Here is a 26,005-nt window from a genome sequence, read left to right on the forward strand (position 1 = left end):
GTTTTAAAAAATTTAGAAAGTAACATTTACGCCTGCGGTCAGGTAACGATAAAAAGGATAGCGTCCGCTGAATGTGCTCACGTTGTTATTATTGTTATCGCCTGTATTGGCCACATTCCGGGTAGCTTCAGGATCCCAGCCATCGCGGATCTTTGAACGTTCCCAGAGATCGTTGCCAGAGAAATACACCCGCAATTTTTGGATGTGCGCTTTTTGCGTAATGCTGACAGGTAAGGTATAGCCTATCACCAGGTTCTTGAGACGGAGATAAGCGCCGTTCTCTTTCACCCAGTCAGAAGGGAAATAGTTATAGTTATTGATGGTACCAGTTGAAGAAATGCGGGGCAAATAAGCAGCTGTTCTTTCGGGTGTCCACCAGGCATTTTCAAAGGCCTGGTTCTGCGCCTGGAAAACAACAGCAGCTGGTATACGCCAGTTGCCATCGCGAATGAGCGTTCTTTTGGCAACGCCCTGGAAGATCACATTGAAGTCGAAACCTTTATACTCTATGCCCGCGTTGAATGAATACACCAGGCGCGGATCGTCAGTGCCCAGGTATACAGCATCTTCAGGAAACGTGATCTTGCCATCGCCATTCACATCTTTGTACATGTTATCTCCCAAAGCCAGGCGATTATTGGCTTGTGCGGTAGGGGTACCCGATGGCATTCCGATATTATTATCTTTAATAAATACGCGGTAATCATCCAGCTCTTTCTGCGTTTGTATGCGACCGGCATACTGCAGGCCGAAATAAGAATTAATCGGATAGCCTTCTACCGCATTATTCATGCCCCGGTTATCGGTCCTGATCAATTTTTGTCCGCCGAAATTAACCAGCTTGGTTTTGTAATCAGAAAGATTACCGCCGATATGATACGCTATATTTTTTCCAATGCGATCGCTCCATGCCAATGAGATCTCCCAGCCATTCGTTCTTAATTTTCCATTATTACCGGCAGGCGCACCAACACCCAATACAGATGGATATGTACGGGCGATCAGCATATTGTTATTATTCTTCGTAAACAATTCAAATGTTCCGCTCAACCGGTTGTTCAGCACGCTTACATCCATCGCCAGGTTGGTGGTTTGCACTTTCTCCCAGGTCCTGTCCAACGCAACCAGTCCACCCGGTGAAACACGTACTACCGGACCTGTACCAAGTATAGGAAAACCTGCACTGCCTGCACCGGTTGAATAATTCAGGTTCATGAGTTGAATATAATCGTACAAACTAATTCCACCCTGGTTACCTACATTACCATAGGAAGCTCTTAATTTCAGATCATTGATAAAGGATACTTCTTCCATAAACGATTCCTGCGAAATGCGCCAGCCACCGGAAAGGCCATAGAAGAATTTCCAGCGATTGACTTCATCAAATTTGGAAGAACCGTCATACCGCGCATTTACTTCCAACAGGTATTTATTGCGGAAAGCATAATTGATACGGCCAAAATAACCGGCTAATGCGTAATGGTTCTGGCTTTCGGCAACGGTTTTTGAAGTACCATCACCTGTGCTGAGGTTTAAGGAAGAAGGCACATCAGCCACCACATCCAGGGTTTTTGCATAGAAAGCATTGAACTCCTGCCGCTCATATTGCGCACCGGCCATCACTTTTACATCATGGTCCTGGTTGAATGTTTTGGCATACTCCAGGTAAGCGTTCGTGTTATAGTACGCTTCTTTACGATTGGCGCGTTGATAAAAGCTTCTGTTACTATTGGAAGGCGACAGGGTTGAAATAACCTGTGTACCCGTGTAATCGTACCAGGTGATCACATTCTCCCGTGTTCTGTAATCGGCATTATGGAAATAATAACCAGCCGAAGCTACCGCCTTTAGATCCTTTGTAAGATTATAGGTAAGGGTAAAGCTGCTGTTTATGCGCGTGTTCATTTCTTTACCATCACCACCGTATTTGGCAATGTTATTATTGGTGGCATTTGAAATACCCGATCCCCACACATAGGGTTTGCCGTTCATTGTTTCTGTAGGCAAGCCGGGTTGAATACCATTATTCAATACCGCGCCAATATTGGAAGGTTGTATGATATCATTTTTCTCCAACGATACATTGCTTTCCAGTTTCAGCTTTTCCGAGAAACGGTAATCATGCGTTAAGCGGAGGTTATATCTTTTGTTGGAATTATTACCAACCTGTAACAGGCTGCCATCATTCAAATATCCCAGGGATATGCGGTAGCCCGATTTGTCGTTGCGTGATGCAATGCTTAACTGATGCTCACTGGAATTGGCATCGCCCCACAACACATCCTGCATGGTGCCGGGAAAGAATACAAAATCCCTTACATCTGTAAAAAAGCCGGCTGGTTGTAATCCTAAGTTGGTAAGAGTTGTAGCCGCCTCGGCAGAAGTCAGGTACTGAATATTATTGTTAACGGCGTATTGCGCCAGCTTTCCATATTTATACCAGATGTCTGTAGTTGCAAATCCATCGGTAACGCGGGCCTCTTCCATCATGGAACCCCAGCCAGAAATATCAATGAGATTTGGCTGCAACCCGATCTTCTTGCGCGACAGTGAACCATTGTATTGAATGGTTGACTTGCCTGCCCTGGCTCTTTTTGTAGTAACGATCACTACGCCACCGGCTGCACGGGCGCCATAGATAGAGGCAGCGGCAGCGTCTTTTAAAAATGTTATGTTATCGATATCAGCCGGGTTAAATGAATTCATGGCGCTGCTGTTGGGCAGTGTCAATCCATCTACGATTATCAATGGCTCCGTTCCATTCACTGATGAATTTCCGCGGATCAAAAAATTCCATGCTTCACGACCCGGTTGTGATGAATTCCTGGTAATAGTCACGCCAGGCACCTGACCTTGCAAAGCAGCCAACGGGCTGGCAATTGGACCACGGTCCTGGAATGTTTTAGCGCCTACAGTTGATACCGAACCGGTCACTGATCCCTTTTTGGCAGTACCGTAACCAACTACCACCACTTCGCCCATTTCCACTTTATTAATGGTCATACCAATAGCCATGGTTTGTGTAAAGTCGGCTTTTATTATTTGTGTTGCAAATCCAACAGCACTGATCTCGAGGGTTGCATTGTCAGGAGCAGACAAACTAAACGTTCCATCTATCGATGTAGTGGTAATCTGGTTACCACCTTTCACTTTCACTGTGGCGCCGATGATGGGCTCTTTGCTAGCCGTATTAATAACCTTGCCTGTAACTTTTGTAGCCTGTGCGTTGACCGTGTTGCAGAACAGCAGCAGCAACACTACACAGACGGAAGATAGAAGGACCGACTTCCACACAAATCTTTGTAAGCTTCTCATTTTGGTAAGTATTGGTTGAAGAAATTAGTTATTGAGTTATTCAGTTATTCAGTTATTCAGTTATTGAGTTATTCAGTTATTGAGTTATTGAGTTATTGAGTTTTTAGCTAACGCACTCAATAACTAACGAACTAAATAACTTGTTTTCTGGCTCGATTCCCTGATAATGAGTTTCGTTTGCAATACAATGGTTTGTTTTGCAGGCGCCTTTTCATTACCGGCTAAACAGGCCATCAATTGTTGCATCACCTGATCTGATATTTCCTGAACAGGTTGCGCTACGGCAGTAATAGATGGTGAGAATAAGGAAAAATGAGTATTATCGTCGAACCCGATCACAGCGATATCGTCGGGAACGGAAAGACCAAGTTGTTTAATGGCTTCAAGTCCGCTAATGGCCAGGTAGTTGGTAGCAAATAAGATGGCGTCTGTTTGCGGATTGGCTTCCAGGAAATGTTTTATCTCCTGTTTATATCTTTCGTGGTCAGGTTTCACGTTGAACGAGACCATTTTCACCAGGGGTGAAAGGCCATTTTCATTTATAGCATGGTGATAGCCATTCAACCGGTCGCGCATTTGGGTTTGGGTAGAAGGAATGGTAACGAACCCGATGTTCTTGTATTCATTCTTTACAAAATGCCGCATGGCCTGGTACACGCCGTCGAAATTATCCACAACAATATTGCAGGATGCCAACCCGGGAAAATACCGATCGAACAGGACTACCGGCAGGTTGTCATCCATCAGGGCCTGGATGTCGTCTTCAATACCTGGTGGCGGTACAATAATATAACCATCCACCTGCGTGTCGCGAAAGGCGCTGATAATGTCTTTGGCTATTTTAGGTTCGTTCTCGGTACTGGCATAAAAGATCTTATAATCCAGCTTGTAGGCGTGTTCCTCTACTATGCGCGCAATGCCCGAAAAGAAAGGGTCAGCAATGCCTTCTACCAGCATGCCGATGATCTTGCTTTTGCCCGTGCGCAAACTTTTGGCTACCCGGTTAGGCCGGTATCCCAATTCCTTAACATGCTTCAGGATCTTTTGCTCCATTTCTTCACTGATGCGCTTTTCGGTAGCCTTCCCGTTCAATACAAAAGAAACCGTAGCAGCCGATACGTTTAGCTGTTTGGCAATATCATGTATAGAAACTTTCTTTTTCAATGTGTTATATCATTTAATCGATTAAGCAATCCACCTTAAAAACAAGGAACCCCCAGGCGCTGCAACGATTGTTGCACAATTACTATTTGACTTATAGAACACTAATAAATAAGTTGAGGGAGTCCGGCTTCTCCAAGGGAGAAAGCCTGTAAGGCTTTGATTAACACAAGATAAAAGTGTCGTAAAGACGTTAAAACAATAAGTGGCAGTCGTTGACATAGCAATCGTATTAAGCAGGCAATAGCCGTTCATTAAAAAATGGGCTCATCTTTTTTTGCTACTAAACCCGCTGTTTAGTTAATCGATTAGGCAAATGGTGTAAATTGGTGTCAAATTAACGCTTCTCCATGATTTCAACATCCGGAAGGCTTTGTTTTATTTGGGCAAACGTTGGCATTGAAAGGCAGTCGTGAAAGCCAGTTAATAAGTATTGAGTTATGATGTTGAACCTCAAACTCAAGAACTTAATAACTCAATAACTAAAGAAATAGTGCCCAGCAACCGGAAACTTGCGCCTTGTCCCTAAATTCCTTGAACTCTTTTAACGATTGATTGCATGAAGAATGATAACATTACTATTAAGGATATTGCCAAAGCCCTTAACCTCTCCTACTCTACCGTGTCGAGGGCATTGAAGGGAAGCTATAAGATCAGTGAAGGGACCCAGCAGTTGGTAAAAGAATATGCTGCCACGCATAATTATCGCCCTAACCTGATGGCCCAAAGCCTGAAGAACCAGAAAAGCCGTTGCATAGGGGTAGTGCTGTGCAGTATTCCCAATAGCTTTTTTGCAGAAGTGATCAGCGGAATTGAATCCATTGCTTACAATAAAGATTACCTGCTGATCATTACGCAAAACCTGGAATCGTATGAACGCGAAGTAAAGAACCTGGATAATTTAACCTGGCGTTCAGTAGATGGCTTGCTGGTTTCTTTATCAACCGAAACCGAAGACATTAGTCACTTTCAAAGATTACATGATCAGGGACTGCCCATGGTTTTTTTCGACCGGGTAACAGACGCCATTCCTACCCACCAGGTTATTACAGATAACATCGGCGGCGCTTTTGACGCTACGAAGCATTTGATCGAACGCGGTTATAAACGCATTGCCACCATAACCAGTTCTCCGTTTTTATCTATTACCAGGGAAAGACTGGAAGGGTATAAAAAAGCGTTGACAGAACATAATATGCCAGTGAACGATGATCATATTCAATACTGCCCGCATGGCGGAATGGTGATAGAGGAAATTGATTCGGCATTGAATAACCTGTTGCAGTTGAATGAGCCCCCGGATGCCATACTTACGGCCAGTGATCGCATTACCATTGGCAGTTTTTCGCTGATACAACGAAAAGGGCTGCTTATTCCCGATGAAATAGCAGTAGCCGGCTTCAGCAATTTCAATGCGCCGGAGTTGTTCAATCCACCATTGACAACGGTGCGGCAAAACGCTTTTGAAATGGGCAAACAGGCCACGGAATTACTGATACAACTGGTAGAAAGTAAACGACCGGTTACTTCGTTTGAGAAGAAGGTGTTGCCAACGGAGTTGATTGTAAGGAAGTCGACATAGGAATCAGCTAGTAGTAAGTAGCTAGTGGCTAGTGGGAAAAAGCCAAAAGATAATAGGGAATTACGAACTAAAGCCCTACTAGCTACTTACTACTGGCTACTAGCCAATTATGTATCCACACGTGTGCAAAAAAGGTTCTTTACATATCCTCCCTCCCTCCTATTTTTGCCCATTACCCTATAAAGTAATAATTGGCCGATGATTTCTACAAAAAGCGATCAGAAAAATGTGTTATTGTTACAGCCCCATCGTTTATTGTCAGATCATAACCTGCTGGAATGTTTACAGATCACCAAACAAAATAACATTCCTAAATATATAAACAATGAGTTGACCAGTGCTGAATTGAATAAGAACTATCCCAAACTGCCCAGGGAGGTAAAAGATGTGTTGTTGGCGTTCAGCAAGGAGCGCATTGGCCTGATGAAAGAAGATATTCAGAAAAAATTTACTTTACAACGCGCCGGTGTTTCCTATGAGGTGTATTCTAAAACGGCCATTTCCCGCCGCCTGCACGAGCATATGGAAAGAATGAAACCGTTTGCCGCCCTGGTAAAATGGTATCATAAAATACCCGGCGAAAAAGGGAATTTCAAGACTGCCCCCGGCAGCTTCAGTACATATAAACCGCAATTACAATTTGAGGTTACCAAAAACGGAACTGCGCTTCAATTAAATACTATTATTTCGATAAACGGGGCCGCCTATGGTCTCGACCAGTTCAGCCGTTACCAGTTCTTACTGCTGAGCGGCAGCGAATATTTTATTCTTTCTTATAAAGATTTCCAGACCCTGGAATGGCTGAAGGATAATGATCCGCAACAATACAGCCACCAGCCGCAGGAATTTTCAGAAATCATTCTGGCGAAACTGGAAACAGATTATACCGTTAACCGCAATAACCTGTTCCAGAAAAATGAGATCCGCGAAACACCGGTAAACCGGGTTATGCTGAGCGAGATCAGTCAGTCCTTTTTGGTATTGACGCCACAATGGGAATACGACGGATTTATCATTGAAGGGCCGTATAAAGAAACTTACGAAATTACCCGCAACGGTCAGGCGTATGCTATTTATCGCAATCAGCAGGATGAAAAAGCCTTGTGGCAATTGCTGGAAGGGTTGCATCCCAATTTTGAGAAACAACTGAATGGCTATTATTATCTTTCTTTTGAGGAAGCACAGAAAAAACAATGGTTCCTTAAAGTATATCATAAACTGCTCGACCTGAACATCCAGGTGATCGGCATGGACATGCTGCAACACTTCCGGTATTCGCAACATAAGGTTAAAACCGATGTTACCATTAAGACAGAAGTCACCGATGCGCTGGTGTTGCATATGGCTATTTCATTTGGGGAAGAAGAAGTGGCGCTGACCGAAGTGCAAAAGATCATTCTGGCCGGACAACGGGCTATCTTATTGCAGGATGGATCGCTGGGCATTTTGAACGAAGAGTGGTTGCAGCTATATGGCACGATCGTGCGGCATGGAAAAATTTCAAAGAATGAAATACAGGTGCCGCGCTGGCTGGCATTTAGTGAAGAAGAAACCGGAGAAGGCACGGCTGTTTTAAAACCTGTGCTGCACAATACCTGGCTGGAAAAATGGCAGCAATGGCAAAAGGATGGCGAAATGGTGTACGAAGTTCCGACCGCCGTAAAAGCCACCTTACGCCCTTACCAGCAAAAAGGTTTTGAATGGATGTTGTTGCTGGCCGAGGCAGGCGCCGGCGCATGCCTCGCAGATGATATGGGTTTGGGTAAAACGCTGCAAACGATCAGTCTGCTGACGCACCAGTTGCAACAACAACCCGGGCAACGTCACCTGATCGTTTGTCCATCATCGCTTATCTACAACTGGTCGCAGGAATTACAAAAATTTGCGCCGCATGTAAAAGTGCTGATCTTTCATGGTGCGGGAAGAACCGTACAGGATGTGGCCACCGGCGATTACCAGGTGATCATTACCAGTTACGGCACCGTGCGGCAGGATATTGAAGAGCTCTGCACCATTGCCCTGGGCACTATTGTGCTCGATGAAAGCCACAATATCAAAAACCCGGCGGCACAGATCACCAAAGCAGTGGAAAGACTGCAATCGGCTTTCCGCGTTGCATTAAGCGGTACACCGGTCATGAACAATACATTCGACCTGTATGCGCAAATGAACTTCCTGTTGCCTGGCATCTTTGGTTCAAGAGAATTTTTCCGCCGCGAATATGCCGACGCTATCGATCATCACCGCGATGGAGAAAAGATCAAAACCCTGCAACGCATTACCGCGCCGTTCGTTTTGCGCCGTACCAAAGAACAGGTAGCCGGCGATCTGCCACCAAAGACCGAAATGGTGATGTGGTGCAACATGAGCGATGCACAAAAACGACTGTACGACGAGGTGAAAGACAACATTCGCCAAAGCGTATTCCTGAATATTGAAACGGAAGGCCTCGGCAAGAGCAAGCTGGCGGTGTTACAAGGCATGTTAAAGCTGCGCCAGATCTGTAATTCACCATTGCTGCTTCCCCGCGAGGAACAAACCTGCAACGATTCCGTGAAGACCGACCTGCTGATGAATGAATTGCAGAACAACCTGAAAGATCAAAAAGTACTGGTGTTTTCCCAATTCACCAGCATGCTGAACCTGTTGGCTGACAACTGCCGCGAACAAGGCATTGCATATTATCATTTCGACGGACAAACCCCGCCTGAAAAACGGATTGAAATGGTAAGCCGCTTCCAGGAACCGGGCAATACCACCAATGTATTTTTAATAAGTCTGAAGGCCGGTAATGCGGGGTTAAACCTCACGGCAGCAGGTTATGTTTTCCTCGTTGATCCCTGGTGGAATACCGCGGTGCAGCAACAGGCCATTGACCGTACACACCGGATCGGTCAAACCAGGAATGTGTTTGCGTACAAGATGATCTGTAAAGACACCATTGAAGAAAAGATCATTCAACTGCAGCAACATAAAAAGCAACTCGCCGAAGAGCTGATTGCAGAAGATGAAGGGTTTGTTAAGTCACTAACTGAAGAAGATATTAAATACTTATTTAGTTAAGAATAAACTTAAGGGTAGTTAACAAGCAGTTTGTGGTTTATGGTTTATAGTTTGTGGTTCTTTTATTCGGGAAGGCTGATCATATTTTAACTTTTTCGAATTTCACAGCAGTCCCGCATTATCTCATTAGGCTCAAAGCGCGAAGCAACAACAAACCATAAACCACAAACCATAAACTTATTTCCATTAGCCATTTCATACTTGTCAGCTCCCTATCATTTCGAGGTGAGTTCTGGAACCAAAATGCATATTATCATTAACCAACACTTTTTCCAAACACTCCTTCGCCTTAACCTCATCGCCCATACCTAAGTATCCCAGTCCCATCATATAATCGCAATGCACCTGGTTGCGGGTATTCAGATCATCATCAAAGATCAACAGATTGGGCAGCGATACGGCGAAATAATCGATCCTGATATCATCGTCGCGGTGTGTTTTACCATACTCGATCAGCGTTTTGAAGATAGCTGCTGCCCGTTCATTATTCCCCAGTTGCCGCCATGCCATGCCCTGGTAAAAGATCTTATCGGGTTGCTGATCGTTATAGAACATCGCAGCCGCTGGTTGGGATAACCCATTTGTAGCCCTGGTAAAAAATTCAATTGCCGCTTTATTGTTTCCCATGCGCATACAGGCAATGCCCAGCCAATAGAAAATATCATTCTCCTGAACGCCAAACAATTTTCCTTCGCCGAGGTTATGCGGATATTCCTGCGCCCGCTGCAATAAACCGATCGCCTTTTCATAATCTTTCACCTGTATACATTGCCTGGCCATTTCTGTTAAACTGTACAGGTATTGGGCCGACACTTTTCCTTCTCCTCCCTCCCAGGGATGAAATTTCCGCTCCATGATCTGATCAAATGCTTTCTGGTATTGTCCAATGAAATTATACAACGCCGCACGCTCCAGGTACAGATCATCACGTTGGATAACAAGGTCCAAATGCTTTTCTAAAAACTGCAACCGTGCGGAAATATCCTTATTCAATCGTTTATATAACTGGTCCAGCTCCATCAATACGCGGGCATCGGTTGTATCTAATGCAAACGCTTTTTCATAATGCTGTAACGCTTTTTGCGCATCCTGCTGCTTATTGAAATACGCTATGCCGAGGTTGCGGAATACGGTTGGAAACGTACCATCGCGTTGAGCAGCTAACTCCCATTGGGCAATCGCCTCTTCATATTGCCTTTTATCGTACCATAAATTACCGAGGTAATAGGGCGCTTTGGCATCGGCTGCATTAAGCCTGGCCGCCAATTGCAGCACAGCTATATCTTCGAGCCGGTTGGGAAAACAACCATAACTATCCGCCTTTGCCGCCTGTGCATAATACCCACCTATTTTGTCGTTTTCGTTTTTAGCATAATGCAACCAGCCCAGGTAATAACATACCATGGGATACCCCGGATCGATGGCCTCCTCAATATACCAATGAAACAATTGAATGGCATCCTCATACAAACCACACGCTGCATAATCGAGGGCATATTCAATGTAATTGTGCACATTTCCGCGGGCGCCGTGTTGCAGTTGCAGTAATGATTGTTGTGCCGCCGCTTTTCTGCCTAACTCGTCATTAGCTTTATATTGTTCTACATACAAAGAGAGGTTGAATGCATCCCGTTGCAATCCTTCGGCACAAGTATGTAAAGCCGCTACGTATTGTTGCAGTTCGTTATATGCAGCCGCTTTCAGCGCCCAGGCCTTGCCGTTGTTCATATTCCTGTGGAGCGATTGTTGCAGGTGTTTAATCGCTTTAGCCGGTTCGCCCTGTAACAGATCGATCTGCGCCAACGAAAAGAAGGCGCTGCTTTGCCAGGCGCTGCACCAGGTAGCTTTATAAAAGGCATCATACGCTTCCTGGTGCCGGCCCTGGTATTGTAAAGAAAGCCCGAGATTATAATAAGGTTCGCTGTCGTATGGATTGGCATTGCGTTGTGTACTGGCAGCAATTGCCTTTCTGAAATACGGTTCGCTTTTGGCGAATTGCCCTCGTCGCAGGTACCAGGCGCCCAGCGCGTTGTTATTGCGAATATCACTGGCATCGCGGCGCAACGCTTCTTCATAATACGGCACCGGGCTGTACGTTGCATGCCGGTATTGCTCCAAATGCTGACCAGTTAAAAATAATTGTTCATTGTTCGCAACTTCACCCGGCTGCAAGGCTGCCTTGGCCGGTTGTGGTATTTCGTTCTTCTTATTCTTTACCGGTTCATACCGCAGCACTTCTTTGCCCGTTACATTGGTAATAATGAGTAAAATATTTTCAGCCGTTGTATCCTTATCTACGGCAAAAGATGCAGTGAAAACATCTTCAGGCGAACCATCTATTACATATTGTTGTATTTGCGCACCAGTTTTATTGAATACTGTAAGCGTTAGCTGTCCTTGTTTTGACGTTGCAAATACTTTTACCACCAACTCAGCATTTTCCTTTTCTATATTAACCAGCAGGTCCTTCGAGGCATTTTTCACCAGTCCCAGTTCGCGGTAAGGCATAAAATACTGGGTGAAGGTTTTTTCTTCATACGGCATCAGCCACGTAAAATCGGGTTGATTATCTGTGAACACACCGGTCATTAATTCAATATACGGACCATCTTCATCAGTAAGGTTACGGTCCCAGGCCTGCCCAAAATCGCTATGTCCCCACGTCCATTGTTTTTTTCCCGGCGACACATAGTGATTGGCCACATGCAATAAGCCGGCTTTGGTATCGTGTTCATAACCGCCCACAAAATCATAATCGGAATGAATGGCCATATAAGAGGTAGGAACCGGAATATTTTTGTAGCGGGAAATATCCGTACCGGGAGAATAATCTACTTTGTAATAAGTACCGGTGGCAATGGGAAAGGTTGACACATCGCGTTTGCCATGATCAAACACCGCATTCACATCGGGCGGAAACACGCTCTGGTAATCGTCATTTACTTTTACCGCCGGGTTGGCCCACCACAAAAAAGTTTGCGGCAATGGCGTGCGGTTGAACAATTGTACCTTTATTTCTAAATATGCTTTTCCGGGATGCAAAGTAAAACCGGCCATACCTTTTGTGCGGAACATGCGTTCTACTTCGTTTACCCATATGGTTTTACTGCCGTCTTCATTTTCTTTGATCGACCAGTCAACCGGCTGAAACGTACTTGGCCGGTGGTGTTGCGGCCAGTTGAATTCAATACCACCCGAGATCCAGGGACCACATAACCCAACCAGCGCCGGTTTTATTACCTGGTTATAATAAATAAAATGCCGTTGCTTTATTTTATCATAAGCCATTTGCACGCGGCCGCCCAATTCAGGCAGGATCATAATTTTCAAATACTCATTTTCCAGGAACAAGCCATTGTAGGTTTTATCCTGCTTTTCATCGAATATTTTCTCAATGACCGGGTGCGGATACACGACCCCACTGCTGCCCTGGTAAACCCGTTTCTCAAAGAACATGGGATTCTTATCAGGAGCGCCGATTTCATAGGTCGGGATCGTTACTGGCTCCTGCCACACTTTTACTATTGATTGAGTCATTATATTATATTGTATGATTCGTTTTTAACTAATGAAATCCGCCACTGATCTCCTCCAGCGTTTTACCTTTTGTTTCAGTTATACGAGTGCGCACAAACAAAAACCCCAACACACAAATCCCCGCATACATGTAAAACGGACCATATGCACCCAGTTGTTGCGCGAGTATAGGGAAAGTGAACACCAGTACAAAGTACGCCGCCCACAATGCCACCACCGCTATGGTAGTAGCGCGCGCCCGAATATGATTAGGGAATATTTCAGCGATCAGCACCCAGGTCACCGGGGCCAATGAAGTAGCATACAAGGCAATGGCGATCAAAACAAATACAGAGAGCAATCCGGCCGCTGCCTGGTTCTTCAACAACAACGCCAGAACAATATAGATCACCGATAATCCCGCTGCCCCAGCTAACATCAATGGCTTTCGGCCCAGTTTATCTACCTGCCACATGGCTATAATCGTAAAGACAAGGTTCACCACTCCTATCGACACCGTTTCAAACAACTGTTGATTGAGATTAGCGCCCACCGATTCAAAAATAGTAGAGGTATAATTGAACACTACATTAATGCCACAGAACTGTTGAAAAACGGCCAGCAAAATACCGGGAATAATCGCTTTACGCATGCCGGCTGACCATACACTGGCGCCCGTGCTTTGCAGCGCACCCTGCAATGATCTTTTTATATCAACAACCGTATGCTCCGCAAAATTCGGGTTACCTATTTTGCTTAGCACACGTATCGCCTTTTCATTTTGATTTACCTGCATCAACCACCGCGGGCTTTCAGGCAACCAGATCACACCCAACAAAAAGAATAAAGATGGAACGGCGCCCAGGCCAAACATCCATCGCCAGGCATCAGGGCCATTATCAGCCAGCAAATAATTTACCAGGTTGGTAATCAAAATGCCGATCACTATCGTGAGTTGATTAATGGCCACGTTGCGACCGCGTACCGCAGCCGGAGAGATCTCCGCAATGTACATGGGACTTAACATGGAAGCCATGCCCACGCCAATGCCTGCTGCAAACCGCATGGCAATAAAATCAGTCAATGAATTTGAAAAGGCCATGCCCACCGACGACAAGGCAAAGATGACGGCAGCAGTCATTAACCCGGGCCTTCGGCCATACCTGTCTGCCAGCGCACCGGCAATAAGGCAACCTACTATGCAACCCAGGGCCAGCGAACCGGTGAGAAAACCTTCCCACCAGGGCGTTAACCCGAATGTAGTGCGTAAAAAAGGCAGCGCGCCGGAGATCACCGCAAAATCAAACCCAAACAAATAACCACCCAATGCTGAAATAAAGGAGATGGCAATGATATAACTGTTATTGAAACGATGTTCGGTCATGGCAAACAATTGTTGTAATGCATTTCTATTAATGAACAAACGGATAACTGATCACGCGATAACCAGCCGGCGTACAAATGTCAAAGCCAATGCGGGCATTCATATCTGTCAAAGTAATAGTTGCGGTTTCGCCCGGTTTTAGCGTTGGCAATTTTTGGCTCAACACTTTATTCTTTCCATTCAGCCAGGTTATCATAAAATCGGTTACTGTATAAGAAGGTAACCCATCTTTATTTTTCAGCATAACCTGTACCGTTGTCTCGTTCAGCTTTTTTACATTGGTGATCAGAAAGGGTGAAGCCAGTTGTTTGAAGACATAGTACGATGATTTCTTTTTAAAATAAAAATCGGTAATACCATGAATGCGGGCCTTGAAATTGGCAGCACCATCCTCGCCCATTTGGGTGCGGTAATCGTTCAGGCAAAAATAAATACAGCCCATAATGTATTTTCGCTTGGCCCATTCATTGTAATGATAGGTCATATCTTCTATCCGCTTCAGGTCACCGCCGGTAAACCGGGGTTCGCACAACCCATTCTCGGTAATGAACAAGGGCCGGTCGCCCATGGCACTTTCAACTTCGGCAAAATAAGCGGGCAGTTCATCTGATCTTTTTCCAAACCAGGTACCGATGTATTCATTCCAGGTGGGCAGGTCGCCGATAAACGCTGCGTCCTGTTGTTTGCGCCGGAACGTTTCATTCGACACTACGTTCACCAGCCGCGAGTTATCCAGCGATTTAACAAACTGCTTCAAACTGATGTATTGGCCGGAATCGCGGTCTTTGCTATGTACTTCATTACTCATGGCCCAGGCAAAGATGCAAGGATGGTTATAATCGCGCTCGATCATTTCCGCAAACTGTTTCCGGGCCACCCCTTCCAGTTGCGGTGTTAAACGCTCCGGTTGTTGCCACCAGGGAATTTCCGCTTGCAGCAGGATGCCTTTTTCATCCATCTGGTCCAGGATATACTCATCTACCTGCCAGTGAAAACGGCTAATGGTCACATTCAGGTCTTTGAACATATTAACTACAGAGTCCATTACCCAACGGGGTTCGGCACTACCATGAGCCGGATGGCTCGATGGCATGTATTCCAAACCCGGCAACCGCACCGCTTCACCATTTAAAAAGAATTGCGGTCCGCGCAATTCAATTTTACGGCAACCAAATGTTTGCGTAACCTGGTCGGAGGGTTGTTCATTATTTTGGACCGTTACCTGTATCTGATATAAGAAAGGATCATTAAAATGCCAGAGATGCACTTTACCCAGATCAATGGTAGTAGCAAAACCATTGCCTTCAGAAAAGGACAGCTTTTTCGTAAGCACTGTTTTGTTCGACTTCTTTTCATTGATGCGAACAACAGCCTCTACAGACCTAATCTCCTCTTCCCATAATTGCAGATCTAATTTGGCGGTGGCTGTTGAATCGGTCACGTTAACATCCGGCGTAATATGTATATACCGCACAGAAGGCTTACCGGTCACCTGCAGGCTAACGCCACGAATGATACCACCATCATTACACCAGTCGAACTTTTTCTTATAGGGAAGGTTGGTGTCGGAAAACGCGTTGCTTACCGATACTACCAGCTTATTGGGTGCACCGTATTTTACCTGTTTGGTAACATCCACATAAAACGTCGTATAACCGGCATTAGTATGCGTAGCGAGCTGTGCGCCGTTCAGGTAAATAACCGCATCGTGATATACCGCATCAAATTTCAGGCGCACCTGTTTATTGCGGGCTTGTGCAGGCATAGTAAAAGTTTTTTCATACCAGGCCAGTCCGCTGTAATCTTCCAGGCCTTTCATCACGTTCCAGGTATGCGGAACCTGTACAGTTGCAGCCTTAGCCGGCAACCCCTGCTGCCAACGTTGCCCCTGGCCTGCATTGGTTGAATCTGATATAAACCGCCAGCTACCGTTCAATGAGATATTTTGCCGGGATGATTGGGCATGCATGGATAAAAAGCAAATAAGAAAGAGGTAAGTACAGCAAATAATTTTCATGAATGGCAGCTTTGATGTTCGTATAGAAATAATTGTACAAATATGCCAGATAGAAGCTGATAGGAAAATAGCCATTTTTATTGAAATGATGGACAATGTTATTTTCATAGCTATCAATAATCAATTATATTTATAGGCAAATCATACAAACAGCTTGCCATGCCGTTACTCAAAAAACGCGAAGGTTTTCAAGGCCAGAAGTCAATCGTGCTACCCCGGAAGATCCTTTCGGAATTTAGTAACAGCAACACCATTGCATCGGGCATGTATATTACCGATATCGGTTATTACCCTAAAGCAAAATACCATTTCCGGCAGCGGACGCATGGCAGCGATCAGCATATACTTATTTATTGCCTGGAAGGAAAAGGGAAAGCGCAGGTACAGAAAAATAATTACGCTTTGCAACCAGGTTCATTCATTATCATTCCGGCGGGCTGTGCCCATAGTTATGCATCGGCAGAAGATGATAGCTGGACAATTTACTGGATCCATTTTACCGGCTCGCTCTCGAAGAAAATGGTAGAGACGATAAAGCAAAAATTGAACGGTTATTGCAGTCGCGTAGCCTTTAAACAAAAGCGGCTCGACCTGTTCGATGATATGTACGCCTGCCTGGAACGCGGCTATGGGAACGACAACCTGTGCTATGCCAATTTGTGCCTGTATCATTTCATTTCGTCGTTCCTGTATGATGATCAATTCAACCTGGTAGACAAAGCACATGCCGATGATCCCGTAGAATTGTCCATCAGTTTTATGCAACAGCATATTGCACAACCGCTCTCCCTGGAAGAAATTGCCCGGTCGGTGAATTTTTCAGCGTCGCATTATTCAGCCCTGTTCCGCAAAAAGACCGGGTTTGCGCCCATTGAATATTTTAACCATCTCAAGATCCAGTTGGCCTGCCAGTACTTACACTTTACCGAACTACGGGTTAAAGAAATTGCCGATAAACTGGGCATTGAAGACCCTTACTATTTTACCCGGTTGTTCACCAAGCTTATGAGCATGTCGCCGAATCAGTATAGGAGTAGTAAGCAATAATCGATTTCTGATTCCGGGATTCAGAGATTTGGTGATTTCTTTTGCGCAGACCTCCTATAGGTCAGGAAAACGGATACAAAAAACAGCATAATAATTATTATCCCTGCAACTTTTGCCACCTTCACACCCGTATAATAAGAGGCTGGCCTAAACAGGAAGCGAATACTATGCTGACCTGCAGGAACAGCTAATCCACGTAAAACGTAATTTGTTCTAACAATAGGAACTTCCTTATTATCTATGTAGGCCTTCCATCCTTTTTCATAAAATATTTCACTAAACACTGCAAAACGTGGTGAGGCGGCGTTTGACCTGTAGGTAATTTCATCATTCCTGTTTTCTACCAATTGAATGGCATCTGAACTGTTCCCCGTAGAGGGCCCAGTTACAAGCTGTTTATCCTTAGTGAACACAATAGCCGTATCCCTGGCGTTTAAATTACTTAATGCATTCATTACCGTTTCCGCAGTACTTTCAAATAGAACACTGTTAACAAACCAGGCATCACCTAAAGCATGCTGATTTGTAATTACAACATCTTTCCCCAAAGAATCCTTCCCTATGATATACTTTGTATTTAGCATATTGATCGCCGGAGAGCAATTGGGGTAATTGTATAACTGGTGTTCAATCAGGTCCTGGTAAATACTGAGTTTAGCAGGGTGATAACCGCCGATGGATCTGTGAAAGTATCCACTCAATGCACTTGTATTAAAAGCACTATGCGCCCCTTCCCTTACATCAAATACCCGGTAACTACCTTTATCCTGTAAGATCTGCTGATCGGCAGCAGAGGGTGTAAAGTTTGCGTGCTGGTAGTCAGATGCATCCTGGTAATTATCTTTATTTAAATATTTTACATCAATGGCTATTACATCAATAAAAGCCAACAATCCAATACCCGCCATCAGATACGGTCCCTTTATTCTATTCTTAAGATACAACAACATTAACAAGGCGGCTGCAGCTACAAATAATAAGGAACGAACCAGGCTGCCAAAAAACAGCACTTTTCGATCTTCTTTTAAAGCAGCTATAAAACCCAGTGCATAGTCTCTCACCTGATCAGAAGCTGAACTAAACCGGCTTAAAAGCTGCCTATCGCTGTCTGCAGTAAAATCAGCATTAAAATATAATAACAGTAGTGCAAGAAAGATGCTACCCGAAAACAATAAGCTCTTTTTATACTTTAGCCAGAGTGTTGTTTTGACTTTTGTGTTGACGATCATCTGCAATGCCAGTACAGCCATTACACAAAAAAGGAATGTTGGGATAACAATGATCATACTTGGCGCTCTGAACTTATTGTACACCGGTAAAACGTGCAATAAAATGGTATTGAAACTTTCAAAATAGCTACCCCAACTCATTATAACAGCCAATATACAAGTTGCCAGAATCCACCATTTATGTTTATCAGCCAATGCCACAAAACCAAAAAGCGCCAAAAAGCAAATAATGGCCCCTACATATGGCGGACCTGCTGTACCGCCAATACCACCCCAATAAAACCGGAGGTTATATTGTAATTGCTGCGCCAATTGTGGCGGCATTTGTCGCAATTGTTCTATCGCCTTTGATCGATCTTCATCCACTTCAAGGCCATCGCTGCCGCCATATATTTTTGGCACCAACATCACAAAAGGCTCTGTTATATACATGCTATAATCAAAAGCATATGCTGCACTCAACCCTCCCTTAGTAGCAGTTTTGCTCTGCAATTGTGATCCGCCGCGAATGCTGGTCTTAGACGACTCATATGTGGTAAAAAGTGAAATTGCACTACTCAGCGTACCTAAAATACCAGCCAATACAGCTATACTGATTGAAATAGTCAGGCGCCTGAAGTCTCTTTGCCGAACCCAATACACCACATAGCCCACCGTCATAAAGAGGGCGATCATTAATAAATAATAAATAATCTGAACATGATTTATTGCTAACAATAATGCAGTGATTATGGCCGTGAGCGTTGCGCCCCACAGGTATTTTTTTTCATAGATCAGCATAAGCGATGCAATGAACGCCGGCATCAAGGCAATAGATTGCATTTTGGTATCATGCCCAACCGCTATTATTATCGGGTTGTATGTTGCATACGCATAAGCCAGCCCACCTATTATACCTATGTAAAGATTTATGCGTACAATTTGGGTTAGAAAATAAAAGCAAATGCAGGCAAGGAAAAAGAAACTGATTGGCTTTGGCAGAAACAACGTAAAAATGTTATAAAACCAATTAGGCGTAATAATAATATCGGAATCCAAACAAATTTGATAGGTAGGCATTCCGCTGAAAAGATTGTTTGTCCATAAGGGATACCGGCCATATTTTTCTTTGAACTCAAATGAATTTTGCGCCATTGCCTTCCATTGAACATTATCGGCCTGTTGTAGCACCTTACCATCTAAAACAGGTCTGCAATAAAAAGTAGCAACAACCAGAAAAATGATGACCGCAATAAAGTGAGGCAGGACCCTGGACAAAAATTTATTATTCATACAAGAATAGTTCAAATATATTGAGCACTATAATATACCTGTTTAAGCCCAATCATTGGCTTACCAGGTAAATTATACACTTTATTGATCAAAATCAAAACTTCTTCCAGTAACCCTAACCCTGCACCATATTTCAGCAATATTCTTATTTTTATACTATACGTGATAGTTAGTATCAATTACCATTAAACATACCGGCTAAGCGTGCCGGATTTCAAAACCAAAAACCTTGACGTTATGGGAAAATTTGTAATCACAAAACGCGTAAGTGGCGAATTTCAATTTAGCTTAAAAGCCGGCAATGGCGAAACCATCCTCAGCAGCGAAGGCTATTCCACAAAATCAAATTGCCAAAACGGGATCGATTCGGTAAAACGCAATGCAGTGGATGAAAACAAATACGACCGAAAGATCTCCTCTAATGGAAAATTCTATTTCACCCTGGAAGCGGCTAATGGTCAAACCATTGGCGTGAGCGAATTATATGAAAGCGAAACCGGCCGCAATAATGGTATCCTGTCTGTAAAAACCCAGGCGCCCGATGCCATTATACAGGATGCAACTATTTGATATAGAAAGCGTGCAATTCAGGCTAAAGTCCCGATTTAATCGGGACATTTTTTTGCATATATAATGCCGACTGGTCGTTAGTGAACGCAATTGTCGCAATTCACCCCTCAATTTGTCCCAACTACCCCCCGCCCGGGTTCAATATTTGCATGAACTTTAGGTCATACAACAAACCTGATTTTAAAAAATAAAAAATTGCACACCATGGAAAAACAGGAATTCAAAATCGCCATTGACGCACCGCGCGAAAAAGTCTGGAAAGTATTATGGACCGATGATTCGTATCAGGCCTGGACAAAACCATTTTCTGAAGGATCGCACGCCATTACCGACTGGCAGAAAGGCAGTAAAGTGTTGTTCCTCGACGGTAAGGGCATGGGTATGGTTTCTACCATTGATGATGCTGTTCCGAACCAATTCATGAGCTTTAAACACCTGGGCGTTGTGAAAGACGGCATTGAAGATACGGAAAGCGATGAAGTAAAAGGCTGGGCTGGCGCTCATGAGAACTATACCTTAAAAGATGTACAGGGAAAAACAGAGCTGGTGGTTGACCTGGATATGAATGAAGAATATAAAGATTACTTTCTGACCACATTTCCCATTGCCTTGCAAAGGGTGAAGGAATTAGCGGAACAATAAGTTTGTTAGTTATTGAGTTTGTAAGTTTTTGAGTTCATTAGTTCTGCCTCTTAAAAAACTTAATAACTAAGAACTTAATAACTGAATAACTAAAAAAGTGAACTACTTACCAGGTGGTTCACTTTTTTTTACTCCTCCCACCAATATATTAACTTTAATTACCCTGGAATTCACCCTCATTATCATTTTTCGAACAGTGTTACAACCTTCCTTCACATTCTGCCGTCATATACCCCTGATTTAATTAACTTTATTAAAACCAGTATCATGGCTTCCATTACCATCACCGTCAATAATAAAAAGCATACCGTTGATGTATCGCCCGATACGCCATTACTCTGGGTATTGCGCGATGAGCTGAACCTGGTAGGCACCAAATATGGTTGCGGTATTGCCCAATGCGGCGCCTGTACGGTGCTGTTGAACGATACCAGTGCTATCCGCTCCTGCTCCTACCCGGTTTCTGCGGTAGGCACCAACAAGATCACTACGATTGAGGGCTTGAGTGAGAACGGCGATCACCCGGTACAAAAAGCCTGGGATGAATTGGATGTGGCTCAATGCGGTTATTGCCAGAGTGGCCAGGTAATGGCTGCCGTTGCGCTCCTGAAAAGAAAACCGCACCCCACCGATGAGGATATCAATGCGGCCATGAGCAATATCTGCCGGTGCGGAACATATGTAAGAATTCGTAAGGCAGTGCATCTTGCAGCTGATAAAGCAAATGATAAGAAGTGAGTAGCCGATGGAAAGTAAAGAAACAGTTTATAGTTCATGGTTTATAGTTTGTTGTTGCTGCCGCGCTAATGAACCATAAACCATAAACAACAAACCATAAACTCTTTTTAACATATGAAACAGGTTCCCACAAATATATCACGCAGACATTTTCTTAAAATAAGTTCCCTCGCCGGTGGCGGCGTATTGTTTGGTTTTGAAATGCTGGCCAACATCACTGCTGAAGCTGTTGCCGATGCACCGCTCTTTTCCCCCAACGCCTATCTTTCCATAGATCCCAAAGGCATTGTAACGCTGATGGCGCCCAATCCTGAGATCGGGCAAGGCGTAAAAACATCGTTACCCATGCTGCTGGCCGAAGAGCTGGATGTAGACTGGAACAAAGTGGTGATCAACCAGGCGCCGTATGATAAAGACAAATACGGCAACCAGGGGGCCGGTGGCAGCGGCGCTATTCGCACCCGTTATGAACCTATTCGCAAAGCCGGCGCAGTGGCGCGGCAGATGCTGGTTGCGGCAGCCGCACAAACCTGGAATGTACCGGAACAGGAATGCACTACCGAAAATGGGTATGTCATTCATAAAGCAAGCGGTAAAAAACTCAGTTATGGCGAACTGGCTACCAAATCGGCTTCCATGCCGGTGCCGGAAAACATCAAACTGAAAGACCCGAAAGATTTCAAGATCATCGGCAAAAGAATAAAGAACGTCGACAATAAAAATATTCTTACTGGCAAACCTTTGTTTGGTATCGATACCCGTCGCGAAGGCATGCTTTACTGCATGGTAGCACGGCCACCAGCCTTTGGCAGGAAATTAAAATCATTCGATGATACCGAAGCCCGCAAAGTTCCCGGCGTAAAAAATGTTGTGCGAACTGAAACAGTAGTGGCTGTTCTCGCCACCAATACCTGGGCGGCAAAAAAAGGACGTGACGCCTTGAAAGTGGAATGGGAAGATACCGGCAAACTCGAAAGCACCGCCGATCACGTGGCCGCTTTCAAAAACCTTATTCAGCAAAAAAGCGAAAAGCCCGACCGTAACGACGGCGATGCAGAGAATGCATTGACCAATGCAAAGAAAGTTTTGGAAAGCATTTATGAAGTGCCCATCCTGAGCCATGCGCCCATGGAACCGATCAACTTTTTTGCAGATGTGCGCGATGGTAAGGCAGACCTGTACGGACCCACACAGGTACCGGGCAGGGTACGCACCGATGTAGCCAAAGCATTAGGCATTAGCGAAGATAATATTACGCTGGGCCTGCCCCGGCAAGGCGGCGGTTTTGGCAGAAAACTACGCAGTGATAATGCAGTAGAAGCAGCGCTGATCTCCTCCGTTGCCAGGGCGCCCATACAAATGCTATGGACACGCGAAGATGATATGCAGGGTGATTTTTACCGGCCCAATGGCATGTATCGCTACCGGGCTGCTATCAACAATAACAACGAACTCGATGGCTGGTACCTGACCGCTGCAGCCCTGAACGGTCGGGCCGCCGCGGCTGATAATTTTCCAGCCGGTGCGCTTGCCAATTACCGCGTGGATGGCCATGGACTTACTTCCAACATTCAAACCGGTCCCTGGCGCGCGCCAACGCATAATGCCATTGGATTTGCGGAACAAAGTTTCCTGGATGAAATAGCGCATGAGTTAAAGAAAGATCCCATTGCATTCCGCCTCGAACTGCTTGAAAAGGCAAAAAACAACCAGGTGGGCAAGGTGAATTATGATATTGAGAAGTTCAAAAGCGTCATTAACCTGGTGAGCAAAATGAGCAACTGGGAAAAGAAAACGCCCGGCCGGTTCAAAGGTTTTGCGGCGTATTATTCATTCAGCACATATGTAGCGGAAGTGGCTGAAATATCTATACAAAATGGCAAGCCGAAAGTGCATAAAGTGTATTGTGCCGTCAATTGCGGACAGGTAGTGAACCTGAGCGGCGCCGAGAACCAGGTACAGGGCGCCATTGTGGATGGATTAGGGCATGCCTGGTGTACAGAGATCACGTTCGATAAAGGCGCGGTGCAACAGAAAAATTTCAATACGTATAAAATGATGCGCATGCAGGATGCGCCGCTGGATGTGGAAGTGCAGTTTGTTGCCACTAATGAGGCGCCAACCGGTTTGGGTGAACCGGCCCTGCCGCCGATCGCAGCCGTTGTTTGCAATGCCATTTTTGCCGCTACGGGTAAAAGGATCAGGAAATTGCCTTTTGGAAATGCTTAAGGCGGCTGAATGCGGAACGCCGAACGCAAATTGCGAAAACCGGACCTTAAACTGTATTTGCGTTTAGCGTTAAGCTTTAAGCGTTTAGCGGCTTTTGCGGCTTTCTTCCTATTTTTACGGCCATATGACCAAATTATTATCCTGGTTCAAACGTCATAAAAACAATAACAGCACAGGAGAACCCACACCAACATTTTCTCATTTCCTGTTTAAAAATACTGTCAATAAAAGATACCTGCTTATCGCACTGGCAGGTATCTTACTTCAATTTGTAATTTTCAAGATCTGCTATCCATTTCCGGATTTCTTTTCCGACAGCTATACCTATATCAATGCAGCCGCGCATCACCATGTCATCAGCGTTCGGCCCATAGGCTATTCCAGGTTCCTGGAGCTGATCCACCTGATGACCACCTCCGATACGGCGCTGATCTTTATTCAATACCTGGTAGTACAGACAGGCGTATTGCTTTTATTTTTTTCTGTAAGGTATTTCTTTCCCCTGCACAAAACTATTAGCCATGTGCTGTTTGCGATAGGGGTATTTAACCCCCTGGCATTATATATCAGCAATTATGTAAGCAGCGATGCACTGTTTGTTGGTTTGGCCATAATATGGTTTACCCAATTACTCTGGATCATCAACCGGCCGCGCTGGATCCAGTTATTACCGCTGGCCGGCTTGTTATTCCTGCTGTTCACGTTGCGTTTTGCCGCTTTATACCTGCCGGCCATTGCGCTTTTGGCGTTATTATTCTGTGCATGCAACTGGCTCTTTAAACTGACCGGCATAGCCTTTACTGTGCTGCCCATATTCATAGAAATACAACGCATCAGGTACATAACCAAAAAAGAAACCGGTACGGCGATATTTTCAGCTTTTGGCAGTTGGATGTCGGTGAACAATGTGCTGCATATGTACCCCTATATTAAAGTACAGGATGCCGACCTGCCCTCTGCTGATTGTAAAGCCTTCAACCGGGTGGTAAAACAATATTTTGATACCATGCCGGTATCGGAAAGACCCTACCCCTCTTTAACCTTCTATTATTTGTGGGCCGGTACTGCCCCATTGAAAACCTATCACCATTCATTCCAAATACAAAAGAAGATCAATGGTTATTTCAACGCCTGGCATGCGGTAGCACCTATATATTCTCAATACAGTAACCGGCTTATACGGCAACATCCTGTTGCCTTTGCGCAGTATTATTTGTGGCCCAATGTAAAATGGTATGGATTACCGAAACTGGAATCACTATGCATTTATAATACGGGAATTAATACAGTAGATTCCACAGCTATCAAATGGTTCAAATATAAAAGCGACCAGGTAAGAAGTGTTAACAAAACAATACAAGGCACTATTTTACAACCAATGCCTTATTGGTTCCTGTTGGTAAATATTGCTTTTTGCACGTTACTGGTGATGGTGATCGCCCGGGTAAAGCGCTATTCCTTACCATTCGGCTTGTTCCGTACACTTTTATTGGCTGGAGGCTTCTGGATCATCAATTTTTGTTTCAGCATCTATGCCGCACCTATTGTACTTCGTTTTCAATTTTTTCCCATGATCGTGTACAGCACTTTTTCATTGGTACTGATCAACATTTTATTTACCCGCCGTCACCATGCCGTGTCGCAATAAGCGCGGGTCCATAAGGTAACGTGCAACAATACGGCCTTGCACCAGGCTTTGTGCATTTTTTCAATAACACCGAGACTATGCCCTTTTTTAGCCAGGAAGGGTTTAATGGTATCATTCACTACGGCAGTAAATGCAATAACATATCGCATAGGAATATGCGGCGGAGCTGCAGCCGTGTCGGTTTTATTTTTCTTTTCATGTGTATGCCGCAACCCGATCTCGTGCTGGTAGTTCAACCAATCCTGGTCATATGGCTTTGTGCACACATCAAGGACCCATTGCTTAAAGCGCTCCTTCACCCTTATTTTATAATCTTCGTCGATATTGCCCTGGGCATCTTTAAAATAATACGCCAGGTGCGGTGTAGCGGTTATTACTCCCCGCCAGATATTTATAATGGATTCAGTTTGATCTTCCAGCACCTCGCCTGCGACACGCAGGTATCTTTCATCTTCCGGATCAAACGTAATAGTTTGCTTTAACTGATCCAGCTCCTCCATAGTTACCGGTGAGGTAGCCAATTCCTTTGTCCCATAGTCGTACCCGGCAACATGGTCCACTACTGATTGCATAACTAATTGTTTTTATTCAT

The 26,005-nt window shown here is 44.6% G+C and carries 15 protein-coding genes; 8 read left to right on the forward strand and 7 right to left on the reverse strand.

The features are described 5' to 3' along the window. Positions 1–12 precede the first annotated feature (12 nt). The gene (locus FAM09_RS14425; RefSeq protein ID WP_136577819.1) at positions 13–3,315 is read right to left on the reverse strand and encodes a SusC/RagA family TonB-linked outer membrane protein; all 3,303 of its coding nucleotides are present in this window, start codon (positions 3,313–3,315) and stop codon (positions 13–15) included. A gap of 123 nt (positions 3,316–3,438) precedes the next feature. Continuing rightward, complete coding sequence (locus FAM09_RS14430) at positions 3,439–4,479, reverse strand: LacI family DNA-binding transcriptional regulator (RefSeq protein ID WP_136577820.1); 1,041 nt, start codon at positions 4,477–4,479, stop codon at positions 3,439–3,441. Between the two features lie 556 nt (positions 4,480–5,035). Between FAM09_RS14430 and FAM09_RS14435 the strand changes: the two genes are divergently transcribed. Beyond that, positions 5,036–6,058 carry a LacI family DNA-binding transcriptional regulator gene (locus FAM09_RS14435; protein ID WP_136577821.1) on the forward strand — a complete coding sequence of 341 codons (1,023 nt, stop codon included), beginning with the start codon at positions 5,036–5,038 and terminating at the stop codon, positions 6,056–6,058. Between the two features lie 198 nt (positions 6,059–6,256). Beyond that, the gene (locus FAM09_RS14440; RefSeq protein ID WP_136577822.1) at positions 6,257–9,121 is read left to right on the forward strand and encodes a DEAD/DEAH box helicase; all 2,865 of its coding nucleotides are present in this window, start codon (positions 6,257–6,259) and stop codon (positions 9,119–9,121) included. Between the two features lie 204 nt (positions 9,122–9,325). On the opposite strand, the gene FAM09_RS14445 is transcribed toward FAM09_RS14440, so the two are convergent. From FAM09_RS14445 to FAM09_RS14455, 3 genes are read right to left on the reverse strand one after another with little or no spacing between them, the layout of a single operon-like run. Next, positions 9,326–12,658: a DUF5107 domain-containing protein gene (locus FAM09_RS14445; protein WP_136577823.1), complete on the reverse strand. Its 3,333-nt coding sequence runs from the start codon at positions 12,656–12,658 to the stop codon at positions 9,326–9,328. A gap of 28 nt (positions 12,659–12,686) precedes the next feature. Then, positions 12,687–14,060 carry a sugar porter family MFS transporter gene (locus tag FAM09_RS14450; protein ID WP_317130689.1) on the reverse strand — a complete coding sequence of 458 codons (1,374 nt, stop codon included), beginning with the start codon at positions 14,058–14,060 and terminating at the stop codon, positions 12,687–12,689. Continuing rightward, entirely contained in the window at positions 14,050–16,038 is a 1,989-nt protein-coding gene (locus tag FAM09_RS14455) for a glycoside hydrolase family 2 protein (protein ID WP_166437148.1), read from the reverse strand. The genes FAM09_RS14450 and FAM09_RS14455 overlap by 11 nt, the downstream gene beginning before the upstream one ends. 159 nt (positions 16,039–16,197) lie before the next feature. Between FAM09_RS14455 and FAM09_RS14460 the strand changes: the two genes are divergently transcribed. After that, positions 16,198–17,085 (forward strand): AraC family transcriptional regulator, encoded by an 888-nt coding sequence (locus FAM09_RS14460; protein WP_136577826.1) that lies wholly within the window; start codon positions 16,198–16,200, stop codon positions 17,083–17,085. A 20-nt stretch (positions 17,086–17,105) separates the two neighbouring features. On the opposite strand, the gene FAM09_RS14465 is transcribed toward FAM09_RS14460, so the two are convergent. Continuing rightward, on the reverse strand, positions 17,106–19,586 hold the full coding sequence (locus FAM09_RS14465) for a YfhO family protein (RefSeq protein ID WP_136577827.1): 2,481 nt from the start codon (positions 19,584–19,586) through the stop codon (positions 17,106–17,108). 237 nt (positions 19,587–19,823) lie between these two features. Here FAM09_RS14465 and FAM09_RS14470 point away from each other — a divergent pair, with 237 nt between their 5' ends. From FAM09_RS14470 to FAM09_RS14490, 5 genes are all read left to right on the forward strand, one after another. Further along, a complete protein-coding gene (locus tag FAM09_RS14470) occupies positions 19,824–20,156 on the forward strand; it encodes a YegP family protein (RefSeq protein ID WP_136577828.1) in 333 nt (110 codons plus the stop codon). A gap of 204 nt (positions 20,157–20,360) precedes the next feature. Continuing rightward, positions 20,361–20,798 (forward strand): SRPBCC family protein, encoded by a 438-nt coding sequence (locus FAM09_RS14475; RefSeq protein ID WP_136577829.1) that lies wholly within the window; start codon positions 20,361–20,363, stop codon positions 20,796–20,798. A 267-nt stretch (positions 20,799–21,065) separates the two neighbouring features. After that, a complete protein-coding gene (locus FAM09_RS14480; RefSeq protein WP_136577830.1) occupies positions 21,066–21,536 on the forward strand; it encodes a (2Fe-2S)-binding protein in 471 nt (156 codons plus the stop codon). 114 nt (positions 21,537–21,650) lie between these two features. Continuing rightward, positions 21,651–23,765, forward strand: coding sequence for a xanthine dehydrogenase family protein molybdopterin-binding subunit (locus FAM09_RS14485; RefSeq protein ID WP_136577831.1), 2,115 nt, complete (start codon positions 21,651–21,653; stop codon positions 23,763–23,765). Positions 23,766–23,889: 124 nt separating this feature from the next. Then, positions 23,890–25,413 carry a hypothetical protein gene (locus FAM09_RS14490; protein WP_136577832.1) on the forward strand — a complete coding sequence of 508 codons (1,524 nt, stop codon included), beginning with the start codon at positions 23,890–23,892 and terminating at the stop codon, positions 25,411–25,413. Here the strand turns inward: FAM09_RS14490 and FAM09_RS14495 are convergent. Further along, a complete protein-coding gene (locus FAM09_RS14495) occupies positions 25,392–25,985 on the reverse strand; it encodes a protoglobin domain-containing protein (protein WP_136577833.1) in 594 nt (197 codons plus the stop codon). The genes FAM09_RS14490 and FAM09_RS14495 overlap by 22 nt on opposite strands. Positions 25,986–26,005 lie beyond the last annotated feature (20 nt).

The organism is Niastella caeni (assembly GCF_004834005.1).
GTDB lineage: Bacteria > Bacteroidota > Bacteroidia > Chitinophagales > Chitinophagaceae > Niastella > Niastella caeni.

What these genes read in the sequence shown, in the direction of transcription:
- FAM09_RS14425 (WP_136577819.1), bottom strand. Translation starts at nt 3,315, where the DNA reads ATGAGAAGCTTACAAAGATTTGTGTGGAAGTCGGTCCTTCTATCTTCC.
- FAM09_RS14435 (WP_136577821.1), top strand. Translation starts at nt 5,036, where the DNA reads ATGAAGAATGATAACATTACTATTAAGGATATTGCCAAAGCCCTTAAC.
- FAM09_RS14440 (WP_136577822.1), top strand. Translation starts at nt 6,257, where the DNA reads ATGATTTCTACAAAAAGCGATCAGAAAAATGTGTTATTGTTACAGCCC.
- FAM09_RS14445 (WP_136577823.1), bottom strand. Translation starts at nt 12,658, where the DNA reads ATGACTCAATCAATAGTAAAAGTGTGGCAGGAGCCAGTAACGATCCCG.
- FAM09_RS14455 (WP_166437148.1), bottom strand. Translation starts at nt 16,038, where the DNA reads ATGAAAATTATTTGCTGTACTTACCTCTTTCTTATTTGCTTTTTATCC.
- FAM09_RS14460 (WP_136577826.1), top strand. Translation starts at nt 16,198, where the DNA reads ATGCCGTTACTCAAAAAACGCGAAGGTTTTCAAGGCCAGAAGTCAATC.
- FAM09_RS14465 (WP_136577827.1), bottom strand. Translation starts at nt 19,586, where the DNA reads ATGAATAATAAATTTTTGTCCAGGGTCCTGCCTCACTTTATTGCGGTC.
- FAM09_RS14470 (WP_136577828.1), top strand. Translation starts at nt 19,824, where the DNA reads ATGGGAAAATTTGTAATCACAAAACGCGTAAGTGGCGAATTTCAATTT.
- FAM09_RS14475 (WP_136577829.1), top strand. Translation starts at nt 20,361, where the DNA reads ATGGAAAAACAGGAATTCAAAATCGCCATTGACGCACCGCGCGAAAAA.
- FAM09_RS14480 (WP_136577830.1), top strand. Translation starts at nt 21,066, where the DNA reads ATGGCTTCCATTACCATCACCGTCAATAATAAAAAGCATACCGTTGAT.
- FAM09_RS14485 (WP_136577831.1), top strand. Translation starts at nt 21,651, where the DNA reads ATGAAACAGGTTCCCACAAATATATCACGCAGACATTTTCTTAAAATA.
- FAM09_RS14490 (WP_136577832.1), top strand. Translation starts at nt 23,890, where the DNA reads ATGACCAAATTATTATCCTGGTTCAAACGTCATAAAAACAATAACAGC.
- FAM09_RS14495 (WP_136577833.1), bottom strand. Translation starts at nt 25,985, where the DNA reads ATGCAATCAGTAGTGGACCATGTTGCCGGGTACGACTATGGGACAAAG.